The organism is Pseudoalteromonas sp. ATL1, assembly GCF_058933015.1.
On record NZ_JBZYXL010000001.1, the window covers coordinates 581042 to 602128 of the forward strand.

Here is a 21087-nt window from a genome sequence, read left to right on the forward strand (position 1 = left end):
AGACAAAAATGGAAATCGTACTAGGTCTTAAATATATCGCTGTAGCACTATTAATCGGTTTAGGTGCGTTAGGTACTGCAATTGGTTTCGGTACTCTTGGTGGTAAATTCCTAGAGTCAGCTGCTCGTCAACCTGAGCTTGCGCCTCAACTTCAAGTTAAAATGTTCATCGTTGCTGGTCTTATCGATGCGATCGCGATGATCGGTGTTGGTATCGCAATGGTATTGTTGTTCGTAATGTAATTACTGGTTTTTTAAAGCCAATTTGTTTATCGAACAACTAATTTGAGGAGGAGCGGTTGTGAACTTAAACGCCACTCTACTAGGTGAATTAATCGCGTTTATCGTTTTCGTATGGTTCTGCATGAAGTATGTATGGCCACCGCTAAACGGTGCGATTGAAGCTCGCCAAAAGAAAATCGAAGACGGCCTAGCTGCTTCTGACGAAGCAGAGAAAGAACTTGAGCGCGTACGTATTGAAGCTGCTGAACAGCTGAAAGAAGCGAAATCTCAAGCGGCGGACATCATCGAACAAGCGAAAAAGCGCGCAGCGCTTATCGTTGATGAAGAAACCACGCGTGGTCAGCAAGAGCGTGAGAAAATCATTGCTCAAGGGCACTCTGAAATCGAAGCAGAGCGTAACCGTGTGACAGAAGACTTGCGTAAGCAAGTTGCTACTCTGGCAGTGGTTGGTGCTGAGAAGATTTTAGGACGTGAAATCAATCAAGCTGCGCACAGTGACATCGTTGAAAAACTTGTCGCTGAGCTGTAATAAGGAGGTGTGAGCATGTCTGAATTGGCTACTATCGCTCGTCCTTACGCAAAAGCAGCTTTTGAGTTTGCTGTTGAAAAAAGCGCGATTGATGCTTGGAACGAGATGCTTGTTTTTGCTGCTGAAGTAGCAAACAATGAGCAAATTAAGGGTTTCCTAGCCGGTAGCGCATCTGCAGAAAAGCAAGTAGAAATTTTTACTAAAATTTGTGCAGAGCAAATTAACGACCAATTTACCAACCTGTTAAAGGTTATGGCTGAAAATGGTCGTTTGATTGCACTTCCAGCAGTTGCAACTTTGTATGCTGAATATAAAGCAGAATACGATAAAGAAATCGACGTAGAGGTGATTTCTGCAACTGAATTGGCTGAAGAACAGCAAACAAATCTAGTAGCGGCACTTGAAAAACGTTTCGCACGCAAAGTTAAGCTAAATTGTAGTGTTGATGAAAGCACAGTTGGTGGTCTTGTTATCAAGGCTGGTGACACAGTCATCGACGGCTCAGTTCGCGGTAAATTAAACCGTCTAGCTACTACACTACAATCGTAATTGGGAAAAAGAGCATGCAACTTAATTCCACAGAAATTTCTGCGCTGATCAAGCAACGTATTGAACAGTTTGAAGTTGTAAGTGAAGCTCGTAACGAAGGTACTATCGTATCTGTTACAGACGGTATCATCCGCATCCACGGTCTAGCTGACTGTATGCAAGGTGAGATGATCGAGCTTCCTGGCAACCGTTATGCTATCGCACTAAACCTTGAGCGTGACTCAGTAGGTGCTGTAGTAATGGGTCCTTACGCAGACCTTAAAGAAGGCGTAAAAGTACAAGCAACTGGTCGTATCTTAGAAGTACCTGTTGGTCGTGGTCTACTTGGTCGTGTTGTTAACACACTTGGTCAGCCTATCGACGGTAAAGGTGCACTAGACAACGACGGTTTTGAACCAGTTGAAAAAATCGCACCAGGCGTAATCGAGCGTCAATCAGTAGATGAGCCAGTACAAACTGGTTATAAGTCTATCGATGCGATGATCCCTGTTGGTCGTGGTCAGCGTGAGCTTATCATCGGTGACCGTCAGACTGGTAAAACTGCATTAGCAATCGATGCTATCATCAATCAAAAAGGTACAGGCGTTAAGTGTGTGTACGTAGCGATTGGTCAAAAAGCATCTACGATTGCTAACGTAGTGCGTAAGTTAGAAGAGCACGGTGCACTTGAAAACACAATCGTTGTGGTTGCATCAGCTTCTGAATCAGCTGCGCTTCAATTCTTAGCGCCATTTGCTGGTTGTACTATGGGTGAATACTTCCGTGACCGCGGTGAAGATGCGCTAATCGTATATGATGACTTGTCTAAGCAAGCTGTTGCTTATCGTCAAATCTCATTGCTACTTAAGCGTCCACCAGGTCGTGAAGCATACCCAGGTGACGTATTCTACCTTCACTCACGTCTTCTTGAGCGTGCATCACGTGTAAACGCTGATTACGTTGAAAAGTTCACAAATGGTGAAGTGAAAGGTAAAACAGGTTCATTGACGGCATTGCCAATCATTGAAACTCAAGGTGGTGACGTTTCTGCATTCGTACCTACTAACGTTATCTCAATCACCGATGGTCAGATCTTCTTAGAAACTGACTTATTCAACGCGGGTATCCGTCCAGCTGTTAACGCTGGTATCTCGGTATCTCGTGTAGGTGGTGCTGCGCAAACTAAAATCGTTAAGAAACTAGGTGGTGGTATCCGTCTAGCGCTAGCTCAATACCGTGAACTAGCGGCGTTCTCTCAGTTCGCTTCTGACCTTGACGATGCAACTCGTGCACAACTTGAGCACGGTGAGCGCGTAACTGAGCTAATGAAGCAGAAACAGTACGCTCCAATGTCTGTTGCTGACATGTCTCTGTCGTTATTCGCAGCTGAAAAAGGCTACCTAAAAGACATCGAAATCAACAAGATCGGTGACTTTGAAGCGGCTCTAATCGGTTATGCAAACAGCACATACGCAGAGCTAATGGCTCAAATCAATGAAACAGGTAACTACAACGCTGAGATCGAAGCGCAGCTTAAAGAACTTCTAGAGAAGTTCAAAGCAACGCAAACTTGGTAATTTAGTTATGCTTGGTGAGGGTTATCGCTAACACTCACCTTGATTCGGAGAGAGAGTCATGGCCAGCGGAAAAGAGATTAAAAGCAAGATCGGGAGTATCAAGAATACTCAAAAGATCACCAGCGCAATGGAAATGGTTGCCGCTTCTAAAATGAAGAAGGCGCAAGACCGTGTGGCTGCAAGCCGTCCATACGCTGAAAACTTACGCAAAGTGATCGGTCGTGTTGCTCAAGCTAGCCTTGATTTCCGTCATCCGTTCTTAGCAGAACGTGACGCGAAACGAGTTGGTTATATTGTTATCTCTACTGACCGTGGTCTATGTGGCGGTTTGAACTCAAATGAGTTCAAAAAAGTGGCATTAGACGTAAAAGCGTGGAAAGAAAAGGGTGTAGACGCAGAGTTTACAACCATTGGCAGCAAGGCTGCTGGTTTCTTTAAACGTTTTGGTGGTCAACTACTTGCTAAAACAGCAGGGTTAGGAGATACCCCTTCAGTTCAGGACGTAATTGGTCCTGTAAAAGTAATGCTTGATGCATTCTCTGAAGGAAAAATTGACCGTTTGTACGTGGTATACAACAACTTTGTAAATACCATGAAGCAAGAGCCCGTAATCGATCAGTTATTGCCTTTGCCAAAAGCTGAAGAAGAAGTATCAAGCTACGCTTGGGACTACTTATATGAGCCAAGCCCAGAAGCGATCTTAGAAACGCTATTGGTACGCTTTATAGAGTCACAAGTTTACCAAGGTGTAGTTGAGAATGCTGCCTCTGAACAGGCTGCCCGTATGGTTGCGATGAAAGCCGCAACTGATAACGCAGGCGACCTAATGGATGAGCTGCAACTTGTATACAACAAAGCGCGTCAGGCTGCAATCACACAAGAAATCAGTGAGATTGTAAGCGGCTCAGCAGCTGTGTAACGCTTCGGCAAAGTTTAACGAGAGGAATAGACATGAGTTTAGGTAAGGTCGTCCAAATTATCGGCGCCGTTGTGGACATTGAGTTCCCACAAGACAACGTGCCAGCCGTATATGACGCACTAAAAGTAACAGAAGGCGACTTAGCTGGTTTGACTTTAGAAGTTCAACAGCAGCTAGGTGGTGGTGTGGTACGAGCTATCGCACTAGGTACTACTGACGGTTTACGTCGTAGTACAGCAGTAGAAGGCACTGGCGGACCAATCATGGTTCCAGTTGGTACTAAGACCCTAGGTCGTATCATGGACGTATTAGGTCAGCCTATCGATGAAGCAGGTCCAATCGGTGAAGAAGAGCGTATGTCTATCCACCGCGCTGCGCCTTCATACGAAGATCAATCAAGTTCAGTTGAGCTACTAGAAACTGGTATCAAGGTAATCGACCTTGTATGTCCGTTTGCTAAAGGTGGTAAAGTTGGACTATTCGGTGGTGCCGGTGTAGGTAAAACCGTAAACATGATGGAACTTATCCGTAACATCGCAATCGAGCACAGCGGCTACTCAGTATTCGCAGGTGTTGGTGAGCGTACTCGTGAGGGTAATGACTTCTATCACGAAATGAACGATTCAAACGTACTTGATAAAGTATCGCTTGTATACGGTCAGATGAACGAGCCACCGGGTAACCGTTTACGTGTTGCTTTGACTGGTCTTACTATGGCAGAAAAATTCCGTGACGAAGGTCGTGACGTACTTTTCTTCGTAGATAACATCTACCGTTATACACTAGCGGGTACTGAAGTATCAGCACTTCTAGGTCGTATGCCATCAGCGGTAGGTTACCAGCCTACACTAGCTGAAGAGATGGGTGTACTTCAGGAGCGTATCGCGTCAACTAAGACTGGTTCAATCACTTCAATCCAAGCGGTATACGTACCTGCGGATGACTTGACTGACCCATCACCAGCTACAACGTTCGCGCACTTAGATGCAACGGTCGTACTTTCACGTGATATCGCGTCTCTTGGTATCTACCCTGCGGTAGACCCACTAGATTCAACATCTCGTCAGCTAGACCCACAAGTTATTGGTCAAGAGCACTATGACACTGCACGTGGTGTTCAAACCGTTCTTCAGCGTTATAAAGAATTGAAAGACATCATCGCAATCCTAGGTATGGACGAGCTTTCTGATGAAGATAAGCAAGTTGTATCTCGTGCACGTAAAATCCAGCGTTTCCTATCTCAGCCGTTCTTCGTTGCTGAGGTATTTACAGGTGCACCTGGTAAATACGTTTCATTGAAAGACACTATCTCAGGCTTCAAAGGCATCTTAAACGGTGACTACGATGATATGCCTGAGCAGGCTTTCTACATGGTTGGTTCTATCGACGAAGCAGTTGATAAAGCTAAAAACATGTAATTTAGGGGGTTGATATGGCATTGACAGTACAACTTGACGTAGTAAGTGCAGAGCAGAGCATATTTTCTGGCGAAGCAGCTGCTATCCAAGTAAGTGGTAGTGAAGGTGAGTTGGGTATTCACCCTGGCCACGCCCCACTATTGACTGGCCTAAAACCTGGTATGGTACGTTTTGTAACAAAAGATGGTACAGAAGAAATCATCTATGTTGCAGGTGGTACGCTTGAAGTTCAACCAAACGTTGTTACAGTCCTTGCGGATGTAGCAATGCGCGGTGAAGACTTAGACGAGCAAGCTGCTGAGCAGGCTGTACGTGATGCTGAAGCACAAATGGCATCAAGCGCTGCTACTGAGCTTGATCACCACGCTGCGGCTGTACAACTAGCTGAAGCTATTGCTCAGTTGCGCGTTATCCGCCAACTGCGTAAATAAATACAAACCTATCTGGTTTAAAAAACCCACGCTATGCGTGGGTTTTTTTTGCTTTGTCGATATTTTTAATTCATTCATTTTGTAACTTTGACTGATTTCCATACGAATTTAGTATGTAAAATAAGCGTCTTGCGAAATTTTGTACCCTTTTTGTTGCGTAAGTGTTTACCATTTCGAAATTAGCAAATATTATTAATTTTTTCATTTTAAGTTGCACTTTTTTGTGTAAAATGTAATCGGCTTTAGTGGTAATGTTGCTTTTATGCCTGACTTTGTAGGGTTTGTATGGTATTTGTTATTGAGTTTAAAATGATAATGGGCGCAACTATCAACGGTATAAAGGAATGTTAAATTACTCATAATGAATGAAGTTAGGTTTTCACGCCAAGTTAAGGAAGTGAAGTTTGGGGCTTGGATCTTAGACCCAAGAAAACAGTGTATTAGTGATGGCTCTACCGAGCGAGAATTAGAACCGCTGTTATTTAGACTTCTTTGCTATTTTATCATCAACAACGAGCAGATTATCACGCGTCAGGATCTGGTTGATGATGTCTGGTGTCAAAAATATGTGGATGATAACGCCATCAATAGAGCTATGTCGGAATTGCGCAAGATCCTTAAATCGGATGTGCAAAAAGGCATCGTTGTTAAAACTCACTATCGGAAAGGTTATAGCTTCTTTTTAGAGCCTGAGATTATCTATCACCAAGAGCTGCCTAAAGAAGAATCGGTTGCCCCCCCACCACATAAATTACATACGCGCTCCGTTGCAAGACAAGAAAAGAGTAACAAAAAACGGTCTAAACTAGGTTTCCTCGTGGCTATGACGCTATTTGTGTTGGCTGCCAGCTATGTGCTTATCGAAAACTATCAAGCTGATGACACCAATTTAGTGGTTGAGTATAAAGATATTACTGAAAAAGTTTTATCTTGGGTGCCAGGACGATACGCTCAATTGCGTTTGTCTTACAACAAAAAATTGCTCGCGTTCGCTTTTTCGCCTCAAGATACAAAGCATTATTCATTAGTAGTGAAAGAGCTTGATAGTGGCTATGAGCGTCGTTTAGGGGAAGAAGGCGTTGATTATTACCCCCTAGGCTGGTCGACAGATTCAACTACGCTTTATTATCGAGCGAAAACAAAAACGACATGTCAAATATGGCAAATTAATGCGGATTTTAGCGAAGGAAACAAAGCGCTCTTTGACTGTAACATGCGAGGTTTAGTTACAGGGAGTGGGGTTGGTAAAGACCGAATTGTGTATTCAAAATCAGGATACCGAAATAGGGATGAGCTTTCAGCTCTGACCAGCCGAAACTTAGTTACGGGTGCTGAGTTTCAAATTAGTTCGCCTAATTTGAATTCCTATGGCGATCAGTTTTTGACATATATCCCTGAAAAAGAAGTTTTGCTATTTGAGCGTCGTCAATATGATACGAATGAGCTGTATATGACGGACCTTGATGGTGGAGATCAAGTTAAGTTATTAGAATCACCAAGTCGTATATGGTCACTGAATTACGATGCTGATTCAGATTTACTCTTATGGTTCGACAATAACAAAAACACGGTGTTTGGTTATAGCTTGAGCAAACGCAAGCTGGTCAAAAAAGATAAGCTAAACACATCACAAAGTTATGCGATATTTCAGTTTTTTAATGAAAATGAAATGTTGATCGTTAGCTATCCATTTAGTTCATTTATCTACACTTTTGATTTGACTCAAAAGACCATGAATGCGGATATAGAATTGAGTTTAGGCAGTACTAAGCCTATCAAGTTCAAGCAAGGTTACATGGTATTGACCGAGCATGGTGGTGGTAAAGTTGTCACTCAAGTTGGTAACAATGGTGATAGTAAGGAACTCGCGGTTCCCGCGGGTGATATTCGCAATATTCGCTATTACGAAAAGAATGATTTATTGCTTGTTCACCATCGCCGCAAGATAGAAATTTATCGATATACCGATCTGTCATTACTAGACCGTATTGAAGTGGAAGGCGCTATCATATCAGCGGAGTTTTTAAGCGAGAGTGAAGTGGGTTATGTTGTTTTAGGTGAACACAAAGTAAAGAGTAGTTCGTACAAATACTCACTAAAGCACAAAAACCATACTTCAATCCCAACATTTAATTCTGTCTGGATAGGTCGCCTTGATGATCAGACCCTTATCTCCTTGTCTTCAAATGATACGGTCGTACTTTATGATATTAACTCTGGTGGTACCGTACAGGAGTTTGAACTTCCCAAAGCCATATACAGACACTCAATTACTGTCGGAGAAGGCTACATTTACCATTCCGACGGCAAACGTATCTATCGTTTTGACAAAGATAAAAAAACAGCTGCTGAATTGGTCTATGAGGTGGAAAGTTCTCGGTACTCAATTGGAGACATCAGTTATTTATCTCATGATCAATCACTATGGATGAACATCATTGAAACCAGTGAGAATCAACTTCTCGATATTAAAATAGGTAAACAGCAAGTCAACTAGCATCTCATCACGAGCGTTTCCTCCTTATATCTGACAGCAAGCGCTTATCTAACCTGAATTCGGGATAAGCAACATGCTACAGCACTGCACTTTTTGCGTATTTCTGCGTTGAATTCGCTAGCAATAGCTCGCTATTACGTACGCGAACTCGCCTTGAACTTCACAAAAATAACAGCACTGTATGATTTGGTCTGGTAATGGATTAACACAACTAACTTTGTCATATCCATTATCCCGAGTTCAGGTTATCTAGACTGTCAGGTCATGGGGTAAAAGTGATATCGACAGTAGATTGTATCCCACCAAAACCTTAATTTTGAGTAGTACTATAAGGCATGAGCGCATCCCTTAACGATTTCGCGAGCATGTTGCAGCTACCTAACCTCGCTGCAAATAAGCGCATTGGCCCAATAAAACTATTTTGTAATTTACATTCAAGCATCATCACTTTTTTCTTCATACAAAACCTCTTGACCCCTTCAACTAAGGCGTTATTTGGGGCCATTTTGTATGTTTTGTTCATCCCTAGAACTGAAACTATGGTTTGATCTCACTAAGGTTTAGATAATATTTCATATTGAAAATAAATAAGCATATAAATCAATTGTTTAAAAGAACCTTATGGAAGGATGTGTAAGGTTTGATAATTACATAAAAACGAGAAATTTGTTTAATGTATTAATCGTTCTCAAACAACAATACAAAACAACAAAGGAATTACATTATGTTATCTACTCTAAAATTAAAGCTTAAGACAAAGAAGATGAAACAACTATCAACTGACCATGCACTAAATACTAAACAAACTAAAAAAATAGCGGGTGGTGTAGGTGACTCTGAAACTGAAACTTTTACAGGTTATCCAGAGTAAGCGGCACAGCAGTGTGCGCCACTTACTTTTCTTTATAAGGAGATTCAATTGGGGCTAACTTATTCGTTACTTGCAGTATCTTTAAGCCTTGAACCCAACGTTGGAGTCTTAAAACTGCAAGAACCTGTGCGTGAATATTACTATTCTAGAGAATCAGGAACTGTGCTTCATGAATATGATTTATCGCCAGAAGATAAAGTGACTAAGGGACAGACACTATTAACCTACATAAAGACCCCTGAACTGGTCGAGAAGACAATCGTTTCACGCACGACGGGTTATTTGGAGTATGTAAATAGTGAGCTGTCCAAGGGCAGCCCAATTGCTGCCGGAGAGATGCTTTACAAGGTTAAATCTAACTTGGTGTATGGTTGGTACTATACGCAAACGCTCAACAAGGAAGAGCTAAAAACAAATTCACCGCTATGGGTATGCTCGGCTCAGGGAGATCAATGGCAATTTAATGTTGATGCTGTAAAAGTAGACAAAGTACTGGTTTCATCTGTATTTGATGCAGAAGACTACAATCGTCTCTACGGGCTTAACCAACAAAAACTGGCCATGTATCAACAAAAGCCTGAGTGTGTAAAGAGTGTTCAATAGGTGCTCACTCTTTGCAACGACCTTTTCTGATTTCGAATCCTGACATTATCTAAACATCACTTCCATTGAAACCCTACTCAGTGCTGCGCTGAAATTTATCACCTACAGTTTGTGTTTTCAAATATTTCATACCAATCAGCTTAACGAAGAGGTCTATTTTGAGGCCAGAAACCCTTGTCGGTAGTACCGCTGCCACGTCCTGCTATCGCCAAGGTACCTACATCTCTGTAGGCAAGGATAAATTTCGTTATTTAATTGTTCGAAGTAAGACGTTTTTTACGTAGCTATTCTCAGGTTTAATCCCTCAAAATGATTAAGTGTTATTGCGGATAAGTATAAATACACATAGTGCTTTCATGAACAAAGGTGTTCGTTTAAAGAGTTTAGTGTATATACTCAAGTGTTTTTTAGCCCTGCTTCAATCATGCTGCTAATGTTCAAAACATGACAATGAGGTTGCTAGGAAGGAATACTAGGCCAAGGTTACATGTGCTTCCCCTATGAATGTTTCGAGTTATATCCAACGCTAAGCATTTATTTGTTAGTTATTACGTATACTCTTTGGGGTGGCGAATATCCTGAGCAATTGTATTTACCAGTCTGCTTATTATCCTGATGCACGCCAGTCAAAACCTGAATGTCATCCTGTGCTTGGATTGCTCGCCTTTTCATTTAAATAGCCATAATAGGCTCTTTGTAAGCTAAAAGCGCAAAACGTTTAGCCGTGTCAACGTGGCTCGTATGTCCCCAAAAAATCTGCCAACCCTGTAATAGCGAGTGTTATCCATAAGATAAGGGGTCTCTTGTGAAAAATTAAACAAACTCACGGAATAATACTCGTCATTATCAATCAATATGCAGATCATTTATTTAATAATATTCTTTGTTAAGTGGTTGTTTTTGTTGTTTTGTTTTTATTTTTTAGCTTTTTGACGGATGCTTTTTATACGCTCAGAATGGGTTTCGAACACAAGCTACTTTGTGTGAATTTTTCAACATATGATGCACGGAGTGAATGATGCAAAACCAAATTGACAATGACTTTTATGACCCATTTAGAAGTAGTGCAGTGCTTAATGATTCAATAGCCAAGTTTGAAGGTGTCGATCAGGGCATTGAGCTTACCAATATCTTATGTGATATCGCATTGAACTCTGGGTATGAATGCCTTGCTTTTATAGATTATGCCCCTTTATCAACAACAACCTACAACAAGTATCTATATGGAAAATATGGCACTGAGGTTGAGGGGTATCTCGATAGTGAAGAAATATATAAATATTGTAAGAGTGGCTTTCGTATGAAGCCCCTAGGATCTCTATTGGCACAGAGAAGCGATATTGAACATTTGTATGTTTTACCGCTCAGAGGCATGTCAGGTATTGTTGGCGCGCTTGTTTTCAATATCCCGCAAGATTTCTTGGCCTACAGAAGCATTGAGCTTATAGATTGGTTTTGGACGATTCTTTCACCTTATTTATTGCACGCTGCTTTACGTTGTCGTCGTGACCACTTGAACATCACAAATAGAGAAAGGGACTGCCTATTATGGGCTTCGGAAGGAAAGACTTCTTGGGAAATTAGTCAAATATTAGGAATATCAGAAAGAACAGTTAATTTCCATTTGTCAAACTGTATTGATAAAACAGGTAGTAGTAATCGTCAGCAAGCGATAGTTAAGTGTATTTTAAATGATGTTATATAAGTTTATATAACATCAGCCCCTTCAATTTAATATTTATAAATAAATAACTGTTCAAAAAAACAAACTTTACAGCTTAATTTTATTAAGTTGCGATGTTTTGTATCTGTTTGTTTTTTATTGTTTTATTTTTGTTTTATGTAAAATCTTACAGTGTTTGCTTGTTGCTTTTTGTGACATTATTTAATCCGAAATTACTTAAATTAAAACTAGCTTCGGGGATTATAAAAATGTCAGGTAAATGGGTTGTCAATCCATCTGGTAAATTAAGTGGAAAACCAAAGTTATTATGCTTTCCATATGCTGGTGGTGGCGTTTCTATATTTAATGGTTGGGCGCATCATTTAAAAAATATAGAAGTAAATATTATTCAAGCACCGGGTAGAGGGTCGCATTTTGGTGTGCCGCCTTACGATTGTATGGAAGAGCTTGTCGATGCGCTTTTTCCACATATTAGCAATTTGCTTGAGGGCCCGTACTTTATCTTTGGCCACAGTTTAGGTAGTCGAATTGGTTTTGAGGTCGCACGCAAAGCAAGTTCAGCTAATTTACCAGCGCCAATTCACTTTTTTGCATCTGGGTCGGGTAGTCCAGAGCAAGGATGTTTCAAAAAGCCAATTCATGCCTTACCCCAATCTGAATTTTTGAAAGAAATTGAAGAGATGGCGGGCACGCCAAAAGAAATATTGAACAACAAAGAGCTAATGGCTTTTCTTGAACCGTTGCTAAGAGCTGATTTCAAAATTTCAGAGCAATACAAATATCTTGGCTCAGAGGTCATTGATTCACCTGTGTCCATTTTATACGGCACTGAAGATGACATTGAGTTAGACAGAATCAAGAGCTGGGCGCGTTATTTTACTCGCCACGAGTTGTATCCATTTGATGCGGGCCATTTCTTTGTGGACTCACATCAACCACAAGTTTTGGACATTGTTAGCTCGGTTATCGCTCGTAGTGAGCTGCTACCGGTAACGGATGTCAATGGAATTAACCAAAGACCGGATCTGGTCAATTTATATGAAGGTTAGAAACATGAATATATTAAAAAAAGTGCTACTTGCACTCACAGGCCTGATCGGTTTGCTAATCGCTTATGTCTATGCCGTGGTTTGGCTTGGTACGCCCGTCGTCACTGGCGATATCAAGCTAAATGACGTGCAAGATACAGTAAACATTGATAGGGATGAGCGTGGCTTTGTAAAGATTGATGCGAGCAGCATGGATGATGCCGTATTTACTTTGGGTTTTTTACACGCCCAAGAACGTTTTTTCCAGATGGATGTGTATCGCAGAACGGCCGCAGGTGAACTTTCTGAGCTGTTTGGTGGTGCAACAGTTAAAGAAGATGTGGCACTGCGAAAGCACCGTTTTAGAGCGCGTGCGCAACAAGCGTTAGCGCTGTTGCCTAATGATCAAAAAGCACTGTTGGCCAGTTATACACGAGGTGTGAATGCAGGATTGACTGAGCTAACAGCAAATCCGTATGAATATAACTTGTTACTGACAGAACCTAAGCCATGGTTAGAAGAGGATTCAATACTCGTCAATATGGCAATGTACAGCCTGCTACAAATGCCAAAAGAACCACATCCAGATTTTGTTGCCGGACGAATGGCACAAGTCTATGGCGATAGTTTTACACAATTCTTGCAAGCAAAAAACTCATCTTGGGATAGCCCTGTCGATGGTACAGAAAACTACCAAGCTCAGTTCAACTTTGCTCAGCCACACATCAAAAATACAGCTCAGGTAAACACTGAGCAAAGCGAGCAAGAAGAAGCGAATAGTTATGGTGGCTCAACACCAGGCTCCAATAGCTGGGCAATTTCAAACCAGTTTAAAGACAGCCAAAAAGCCGTATTAGCTAATGACATGCATTTGCCAATGTCTATTCCTAACACTTGGTTTGCCGCTGCTATGACATTCCCTTACGCAAATCAACAAAGAATGGTGGCAGGTGTGACTGTGCCGGGGTTACCGGTTGTTGCTGCTGGTAGTAACACCCATATTGCTTGGGGACTCACTAACTCAATGGGCGATTGGAGCGATTTAGTTGAGCTTAAGATGGTTGACGAAAACCATTACCAAAGTGCCATAGGAGTACGCCCATTACGTGAGTTTGATGAAACAATCTCGGTAAGAGGCGGTGATCCGGTTAGTTTAAGTGTTAGGGAAACGCAATGGGGCCCTGTGATTGAGCAAGGTGGTCAATTGTACGCGTTAGATTGGGTTGCACATTATCCTCAAGGCAACAACTTAACTGCTTGGTCTATTGCGTTGCAAGATGACATTGAGTCTGCAACACGTTTAGCTCAAGAGTCTGGGATCACACACTTAAACATTATTTTTGCAGACACAAAAGGCAACTTAAATTGGACCTTGATGGGTCGTATTCCAAAGAGAGATGGCTTTAACGGGTCGCTACCTCAGTCATCGGACGATCAAAATGCGGGCTGGAATGGCTGGCTTGAATCACAAGGTTATCCGCAAATTAATTCTGAGCAAAGCAGTGCAATTTGGACTGCGAATAACCGTGTAGTCGGTGGCGACGATGCCAAGCTGCTTGGGGAAAGTGCTAATTATGCGCTTGGTGTTCGCGCTTTGCGGATCAAGCAGCTACTTGAAGAGTCAGACAAGTTTGATGAAGTGAGCATGCATGCGATGCAGCTGGATAATCGCGCACTGCTGATGGATCGTTGGCACGCACTTGCAAGTGATATTGCAGCTAAGCTAGACGACCAAGAGCAACGAGCATCAATTCAAGCTTTATTGTCTCAGTGGCAAGGCCATGCAGACAAAAACTCTGCTGTTTATCGTGTCTTGCGTAAGTTCAGAGACGAAGTTGCCGAAGGGGTGATGTTAACGCTGGCTGCAGATGTGTTGGCGCAAAATCCAGAACTTAAATGGTGGCAACTGACTAACCAGTGGGAAGCACCGGTATGGCAAACCATTACACAAAAACCGACCAATTTTATTCCGCAAGGCTTTGAAAGCTGGGAGTCATTCCTCACTGATGCGTTCGTGAATAAAACTTACCAATTCTACGCTCAACGCTATGACGGAGATGTATCTGCCGCTAAATGGGGCCAGATAAACACCTTGAAATTAGAGCACCCAATCACTCGTGTACTGCCTCTTGGCTGGCTGTTGAACTTTGATGCACAAAGCGTCAGTGGCGATCAAAACGTCGTTGTTGCTCAACTTGGTAACTTTGGAGCATCGATGCGCATGGTTGTATCACCTGGGGAAGAACAAAATGCCATCTTAACACTGCCTGTTGGGCAAGCAGGTAACCCTTTTACGCCTTACTACGGGGTTGGTCACCAACAATGGCTAGCAGGTGAAGCCACACCAATGCTTCCAGGTGAAAGTAAGTACAAGCTAACGCTTGAGCCAAAACAACAATAATAAGAATAGATAGTCTTACTTAAAGAGAATAGTTATGGATAGTAAACACCACGCACTTAGTCTATCTCAGCTGGATATTTTTCTGGATCAACAGAAGCATCCAGAGTCACCAATCTACAATATTGGTGGCTACGTAGCGCTAACATCAAATGTTGATATGGCTTTGTTTAAGCAAGCATTTGATATTGCTGCAGCTCGTCATGATGCGTTTTTCTTGCGATTCGATAGTTGCGAGGGCGCACCTTATCAATATTTAGTTGATACGGGACCAGAGCTGAAATTACATGATTTCACCACACATGCCACGCCGCATGAAGATGCATTGCTGCTAATTAATGAAACCTATGCCAAGCCTTTTGATTTGAAGGTTGAGCCACCGCAGCGCGCGGGCTTAGTGAAACTATCAGCTAACTGCTATTGGTTTTATACCGTGTCGCACCACCTAACAATGGATGGTTGGGGTTATAGCCTGTGGATCAAAAACCTGATCAATCAATATATGCGTATGGCGGGGATTGAAGGCGCAGAGCCTGAGCCGCAAATACATTCTTTTGTTGAAAATGTCGCTGCCCGTGCTGATTATGTGAATACCAAGCAATATCAGAAGTCGTTGGCATTTTGGCTTGAGGAACTACAGCAATTACCGAGTTCTGTATTTGAAGCCAAAGAACCCGCTTTATGTCAACAGGTTGCGCAGTGCAGTCATCGCGAGACGCGATGTGTGACACAGCAGCAATATAGTCAATGGCAAGCGCTCGCGAAGGCGCATGGCGGACAAGTTCACCATTTATTTTTAGCCTTGTTATACAGCTATTTTAGCCGTATCACTCATGAGGACGTGTTGTCGTTTGGCATGCCGTCTCACAATCGCTCTTCTGCAGACAAACAAATTGTTGGTTCCTACGTGAGCGTCAGTCCAATGCGTTTTGAAAAAGCGCCGTGCGATACGCTGTCTGGTCTAATTCAAAATATCAAAAGCACAATGGCCAAAAGTGCCAGACACTTGCGCTTTCCACTACATAAAGCCATCGAGCAAAGTGATAAAGCGATCCCGTCGCAGCTGTTTGATATTCAATTTAACTATCAGCTGTTGGACTATGTAGTCGGTAATGACGCATGTTCAACAGAGTCACACTTTTTGACTTCAAATAGTGAACGCGTGCCTTTTACTTTTACTATCTGTGAATATGGTGAGCATCAGGATGCCCAACTGCAAACGGATACCAATAACGCCTACTTTGACAAGCAAGAAGGCGCGTTATTTTTAGAACGTATGTTGTTTATGTTGCGCCAGCTCGTTGATAAGCCAGATCTGCCCTTATCTGAGTTACAAATTGTGGCACCAGCTGAGCAAGCACAATTGCTTGACTGGTCAGGTCGTTGTGAGTTTCAAAGTGTGCGTATTGAAGCGCAATTTGAAGCGATAGCCGAACAATTTAAAGATGTTGTGGCCATTGAGCAAAGTGAGCAACGCCTGACTTATGAACAATTAAACAGTAAAGCGAACCAAATCGCACATGCTATTTATAGTCAGGCGCCAGACGCTCAGATCATCGGTATCTCTTGCCGGCGCTCTATCGACATGATCGCGGTGGTTTTGGGTATTTTAAAGGCTGGTAAAGCCTATATGCCTATCGATCAGGGTTACCCAATAGAGCGTCAGCAGCAAATGCTTGAAGTGAGTGAGTGTCCTCTCGTCTTAACTGACAATCTTAACTTAATGGCATCAGCTAAAGCCGCCAAAGCACTTGATATCAAGGCTGAGCAGTGGTGTCAGCTGGTTGCGCAACAACCCACATCTGCACTTGAATTAAGTACGCGTAGTGAACTTGCCTATTTAATGTTTACCTCAGGCTCGACCGGTAAACCTAAGGGAGTCATGATCCCACATCAAGGGGTGACACGCCTAGTGCTTGATACCGATTACATGGAATTAGGCCCTTCATTATGTATGTTGCAGTTATCGAATGTGTCATTCGATGTGGCGACACTGGAGGTTTGGGGGCCATTACTGAACGGTGGTAAGTTAGTCTTATACCCTCAGGTGGACCTATCTTTCGCTCATCTGAACGACAGCATCGAATCACACCAAGTTAATAGCATGTGGCTGACCTCTGCATTGTTCGATCAGTGGGTACAAAGTATCAACCAAGTGCCGAACTGCCTAACGCAAGTTTTAGCGGGGGGGGATGTTGTTTCGCCTGACTCGGTACGTAAACTGCTTTTAATGGCACCGCAAGTCCGTTTTATTAATGGCTATGGTCCTACTGAAAACACCACTTTTAGTACCTGCCACAGTGTTTACAAACCCGATGAATTCAAAACAAGAGTGCCTATTGGTAAGCCTATTGCGCATTCTCGTTGTTTTGTTTTGGATGATGCGCAACAACTCTTGCCATTGGGTTGTGTGGGGGAGTTGTGTGTCGCCGGAGCTGGGCTGGCATTGGGATACTTGAACGATGAGGCCGCAACAAACAGCAAGTTTGTAGAGGTGGTCGTTGCTGGCGAAACCCAGCGAGTCTATCGCACGGGTGATATGGCATTTTGGAATATGGATGGCACGCTATCCTACATGGGCCGCAAAGACCAACAGGTTAAAATCAGAGGCTTTCGCATCGAGCTATCAGAGATAGCCGCGGCATTGAATGAGCATAGCGATGTTGCCGAGTGTGGCGTGGTATGCAGTGAAGATAAACAGATCATCGCAGTTGTGCGACTTGCGAAGGATGCTTCTACAGACGAGCTAGAAGCACAGCTAAAAGCGTTCTTAAGCAGCAAACTTCCTCACTTCATGGTACCCAACCGTATTGTGGTACTTGATGCGATGCCTGTCACTGCCAATGGCAAACTCGATAGAAAGGCGATTTTAAAACTTGTCGGTCGCAATCAAGAAAAGGCGTTTGTGGCGCCTCGAAACCAATTAGAACAAACCTTACATGATATTTGGTCAACGCTATTTAGCGGTCCGATCTCTGTGCAAGACAGCTTTTTTGAACTTGGCGGTCACTCATTAGTCGCAATGCAATTAATTGCGCAAGTGAGTCGCGAATTAAAGCAAGAGCTGTCGTTAGATTTTATCTTTAAGCATCATACAATCGAGTCTCTTGCTAATGCGATCTCCGCGCATCATGGCGAGCAAAGCTCAGGCTTAGAACGTTATTGTGGCCAGCAACCGACAGGTACTTTGTCGTTGGCGCAGCAGCAGATTTGGCAAGATCAGGAAGTGAATGGTGCGAATGCTAAATATAACATTCCTGGGGCATTCCATATTAAAGGGGCACTGAATACACAGGCATTGGAGCTGGCGTTACAGTATTTACTTGAGCGCCATCATATCTTACGCACAAAGTACGCCTCGACGGTCAATGGCGCTACCCAATATTGCCAAGAACAATTTGGCAATATTGTGACATATCATGACTTTATCGAGATGCCTGAGACTGTACAAAGTCAATTATGCCAAGAGCTGTTCGATTCTGAAATAAGCCGACCGTTTGACTTATCCAACGACCTGATGGTGCGCGTACAATTAGTTAAACTGGCCAATGAGCACCACTACTGCTGCATTACGCTACATCACATTGCTGTGGATGGTTGGTCACTCAATCTATTCTTTACAGAGCTTGCGCATGCATATGAGAGCTTTAGTAACCAAACGCTCCCCTCGGTTACCCCACTTGCATTGCAATATGCAAACTTTGCCGACTGGCAACAAGCATGCATTGAAAACGGTGACTTTAGCGCTGCGCAGGATTATTGGCAGTCATACCTTCTAGAGGCACCTGAGTGCCATCAATTGCCGCTTGATTATGCAAGACCAAAACAGTGGCAGCCAGAAGGGCAAATCGTCCGAGCAGCATTTGACGCTGAGCTAACCGCCCAAATTAAGCAGTTCGCACAGACTCAAAAAATCACCATGTTTAGTGTCTTGCAACAAGCATATGCATACACCATGAGTTTATTCAGTGGTGACAAAGATATCCTGATGGGCACACCCATCGCAGGGCGAGAGCAAAAGGAAAGCCACGATTTATTGGGTTGTTTTACCAATACGCTGGTGGTGAGAAGTCAATTTGATGTGAGCCAATCATTTGCTGAGCATGTAACCCAGGCGCATCAGCACTGGCTTAATAATATTGCCCATCAGTCTTTGCCATTTGAGCGTCTTATGTCTCAGCTTAATCCGCAAAGAATTCAAGGCGCTCATCCGCTATTTCAACTGTGGTTTGTGCTAAATACACAAGCAACACCGGGTAGTAACTTCAACTTGTTAGGCACGAAAATTAGCCAAGATGATGCCATCACGCGTTTGGTGAAGTTTGACCTGATGTTGGCGGTGAGTGAGTCAGACAACGAGCTGCATTTTGAATGGCAATATAATCGCTCACTCTTTAACGAACAAACCATACAGTCATTTGCAAAAATGATGGCTGCTGTGATGCGACAAGCATTGTCTCATCCGCAATCAGCATTGGCTGAACTATCGTTGTTGAGTGCACAGGAAACATCGCAGCTCCCAGCTCAAGCATTGCCTCAGCCTGCTCACTTAAGCAACATCTGTGAAGCGTATTTGACCGGCTTAGCGATAGCACCTTCACAACTGGCATTGGTGGATGGCGAACGCTCGTTAACGTATCAGGCGCTGAGTGAACGAGTCGATAGACTGGCTGGTTTGATGATGGAAATGGGCGTTGAAGCGGGCGATTATGTTGCACTCAAATTTGAACGTAGCCTCGAAGCTATCGTCAGTATGCTTGCGACCATTAAACTGGGTGCAGCTTACTTACCTTTGGATCTCGCACTGCCAACAGAGCGTATTGAATTTGTCATTAATGATGCCAACCCTGCGCTTATTTTAACCAACAGCCAGCACTTAAATGATTTCGATAATTGTGCGGTTGATAGCTGTTTAATTGAATCGGTAGAGCAAGCGGATTGGCTGTCAGACATTGATCCGATAACGGATGCCGCGCCAATCGCTGCGGACGATCCGGTCTATGTGATTTATACCTCGGGCACCACAGGGCAACCTAAAGGCGTAGTGATCACTCATGCGAACTTGGCACATTATCTCAATGGGATGATGGCGCAGTATCAGTTTGAGCCCAGTCTGAATTATGCCGTGCTGTCGTCCATTGCAACTGACTTGGGGAATACCTCGTTATTTTTGAGCTTAGCGAACACGGGCACGATGCATTTGCTTGATGAACAAGCGGTGCTAAGCAGCGACTATGTCAGTGATTACTTTGCTGAGCATGGTATTGATGTGGCCAAGTTAACTCCGAGCCATTTCAATGCATTAAGCAGTGCAACACATCAACCTATGGTGAAGCACACACTGATTTTTGGTGGCGAAAAGTTACCCGTTTCAACCGTATCGTCAATCAAAGCGCAGCACCCTGATGTACGACTCATTAACCACTATGGTCCAACTGAAACGTGTATCGGCTGTGTCACCTATGAAGTTACAGACGTTGATTCGAACAGCATCATGCCATTAGGGCTGCCACTCCCCGGCACTGGCGTGTGTATTGTGAATGAGCAATTACACAGTGTGGCGAAAGGCGCATGGGGTGAGCTTGTCATTTGTGGCCCAGCGGTCGCGCAAGGCTATTTAAATCAGCCACAGCTTAGCGCGGAACGCTTTATCACTTTGACTGATGAACAAGGTCTGCCGGTGCGCGGTTATCGCAGTGGTGACCGAGTGCGCATCAATGCGTCTGGTTTGCTGGAGTTTGCTGGCCGTGGTGATGATCAGGTCAAAATCAGAGGATTTCGTGTCGAAACCCAAGAGATCAGCGAAGTCGCTAAGCAAATCAGTCAAGCCGATAGCGTGGCCACCTTTATCCAAGGTGAAGCCGGGCAAGAGCAGCTTTATTGCGTCATTGCCGCATCCGCTGAACAACGAGTTTTAAGCGTACAGCAAATTCGTCAACAAATGAGCGAGGTGTTACCAGCGCACATGGTGCCAAGTGCCATCACCTTAGTTGAAAAAATGCCTTTGTTAGCGAATGGCAAACTCAATATGAAAGCGCTTAAAGAATTAGCGCAAGGCGATACATCAGAGCGCCTGATACCAGCCCAAACGCCGCAACAGCAGCTGATCCACGATGTGTGGTGTGACTTACTCCACAAAGAGGCAATTTCCATTGATAAAGGCTTTTTTGAAGCTGGTGGAAACTCACTTGTGGCAACCCGTTTAAGTAATGAAATCAAGATATTAACAGGGGTTAAGGTGCCACTGCGCGCCTTGATGGATAACCCCACGATTACTGATTTGGCTCTGCATTTAGAAGACGCAGAGAAAGAAAATCAGGCAATTAATAACAATGAAGAAAAAATAGAATTTGAAATTTAGG

General features: G+C 43.3%; 14 protein-coding genes. All 14 read left to right on the plus strand.

Annotated elements, in window-relative coordinates; translation table 11 throughout:
- The first annotated feature begins 8 nt into the window (after window positions 1–8).
- Complete coding sequence (gene atpE / locus AC5FX4_RS02655) at window positions 9–242, plus strand: F0F1 ATP synthase subunit C (protein ID WP_070988097.1); 234 nt, start codon at window positions 9–11, stop codon at window positions 240–242.
- A 58-nt stretch (window positions 243–300) separates the two neighbouring features.
- On the plus strand, window positions 301–771 hold the full coding sequence (gene atpF / locus AC5FX4_RS02660) for a F0F1 ATP synthase subunit B (protein WP_493604972.1): 471 nt from the start codon (window positions 301–303) through the stop codon (window positions 769–771).
- Between the two features lie 15 nt (window positions 772–786).
- Window positions 787–1320 carry a F0F1 ATP synthase subunit delta gene (gene atpH / locus AC5FX4_RS02665; RefSeq protein ID WP_493604973.1) on the plus strand — a complete coding sequence of 178 codons (534 nt, stop codon included), beginning with the start codon at window positions 787–789 and terminating at the stop codon, window positions 1318–1320.
- A 14-nt stretch (window positions 1321–1334) separates the two neighbouring features.
- Complete coding sequence (atpA, locus tag AC5FX4_RS02670; protein WP_493604974.1) at window positions 1335–2876, plus strand: F0F1 ATP synthase subunit alpha; 1542 nt, start codon at window positions 1335–1337, stop codon at window positions 2874–2876.
- Window positions 2877–2934: 58 nt separating this feature from the next.
- Window positions 2935–3795 carry a F0F1 ATP synthase subunit gamma gene (atpG, locus tag AC5FX4_RS02675; protein WP_493604975.1) on the plus strand — a complete coding sequence of 287 codons (861 nt, stop codon included), beginning with the start codon at window positions 2935–2937 and terminating at the stop codon, window positions 3793–3795.
- Window positions 3796–3827: 32 nt separating this feature from the next.
- Entirely contained in the window at window positions 3828–5213 is a 1386-nt protein-coding gene (gene atpD, locus AC5FX4_RS02680) for a F0F1 ATP synthase subunit beta (protein WP_171626395.1), read from the plus strand.
- 14 nt (window positions 5214–5227) lie between these two features.
- Window positions 5228–5644 carry a F0F1 ATP synthase subunit epsilon gene (locus AC5FX4_RS02685; protein ID WP_493604976.1) on the plus strand — a complete coding sequence of 139 codons (417 nt, stop codon included), beginning with the start codon at window positions 5228–5230 and terminating at the stop codon, window positions 5642–5644.
- 361 nt (window positions 5645–6005) lie between these two features.
- A complete protein-coding gene (locus AC5FX4_RS02690) occupies window positions 6006–8141 on the plus strand; it encodes a winged helix-turn-helix domain-containing protein (RefSeq protein ID WP_493604977.1) in 2136 nt (711 codons plus the stop codon).
- Window positions 8142–8865: 724 nt separating this feature from the next.
- Window positions 8866–9012, plus strand: a complete 147-nt coding sequence (locus tag AC5FX4_RS02695) for a hypothetical protein (protein ID WP_493604978.1) — start codon at window positions 8866–8868, stop codon at window positions 9010–9012.
- Between the two features lie 48 nt (window positions 9013–9060).
- Window positions 9061–9615, plus strand: coding sequence for a hypothetical protein (locus AC5FX4_RS02700; protein WP_493604979.1), 555 nt, complete (start codon window positions 9061–9063; stop codon window positions 9613–9615).
- 1018 nt (window positions 9616–10633) lie between these two features.
- Window positions 10634–11320, plus strand: a complete 687-nt coding sequence (locus AC5FX4_RS02705) for a helix-turn-helix transcriptional regulator (RefSeq protein ID WP_493604980.1) — start codon at window positions 10634–10636, stop codon at window positions 11318–11320.
- A gap of 227 nt (window positions 11321–11547) precedes the next feature.
- Window positions 11548–12348 carry a thioesterase II family protein gene (locus AC5FX4_RS02710; RefSeq protein ID WP_493604981.1) on the plus strand — a complete coding sequence of 267 codons (801 nt, stop codon included), beginning with the start codon at window positions 11548–11550 and terminating at the stop codon, window positions 12346–12348.
- 4 nt (window positions 12349–12352) lie between these two features.
- Window positions 12353–14728 (plus strand): penicillin acylase family protein, encoded by a 2376-nt coding sequence (locus AC5FX4_RS02715; protein ID WP_493604982.1) that lies wholly within the window; start codon window positions 12353–12355, stop codon window positions 14726–14728.
- 34 nt (window positions 14729–14762) lie between these two features.
- Complete coding sequence (locus AC5FX4_RS02720) at window positions 14763–21086, plus strand: amino acid adenylation domain-containing protein (protein ID WP_493604983.1); 6324 nt, start codon at window positions 14763–14765, stop codon at window positions 21084–21086.
- The last annotated feature ends 1 nt before the right edge of the window (window position 21087 follow it).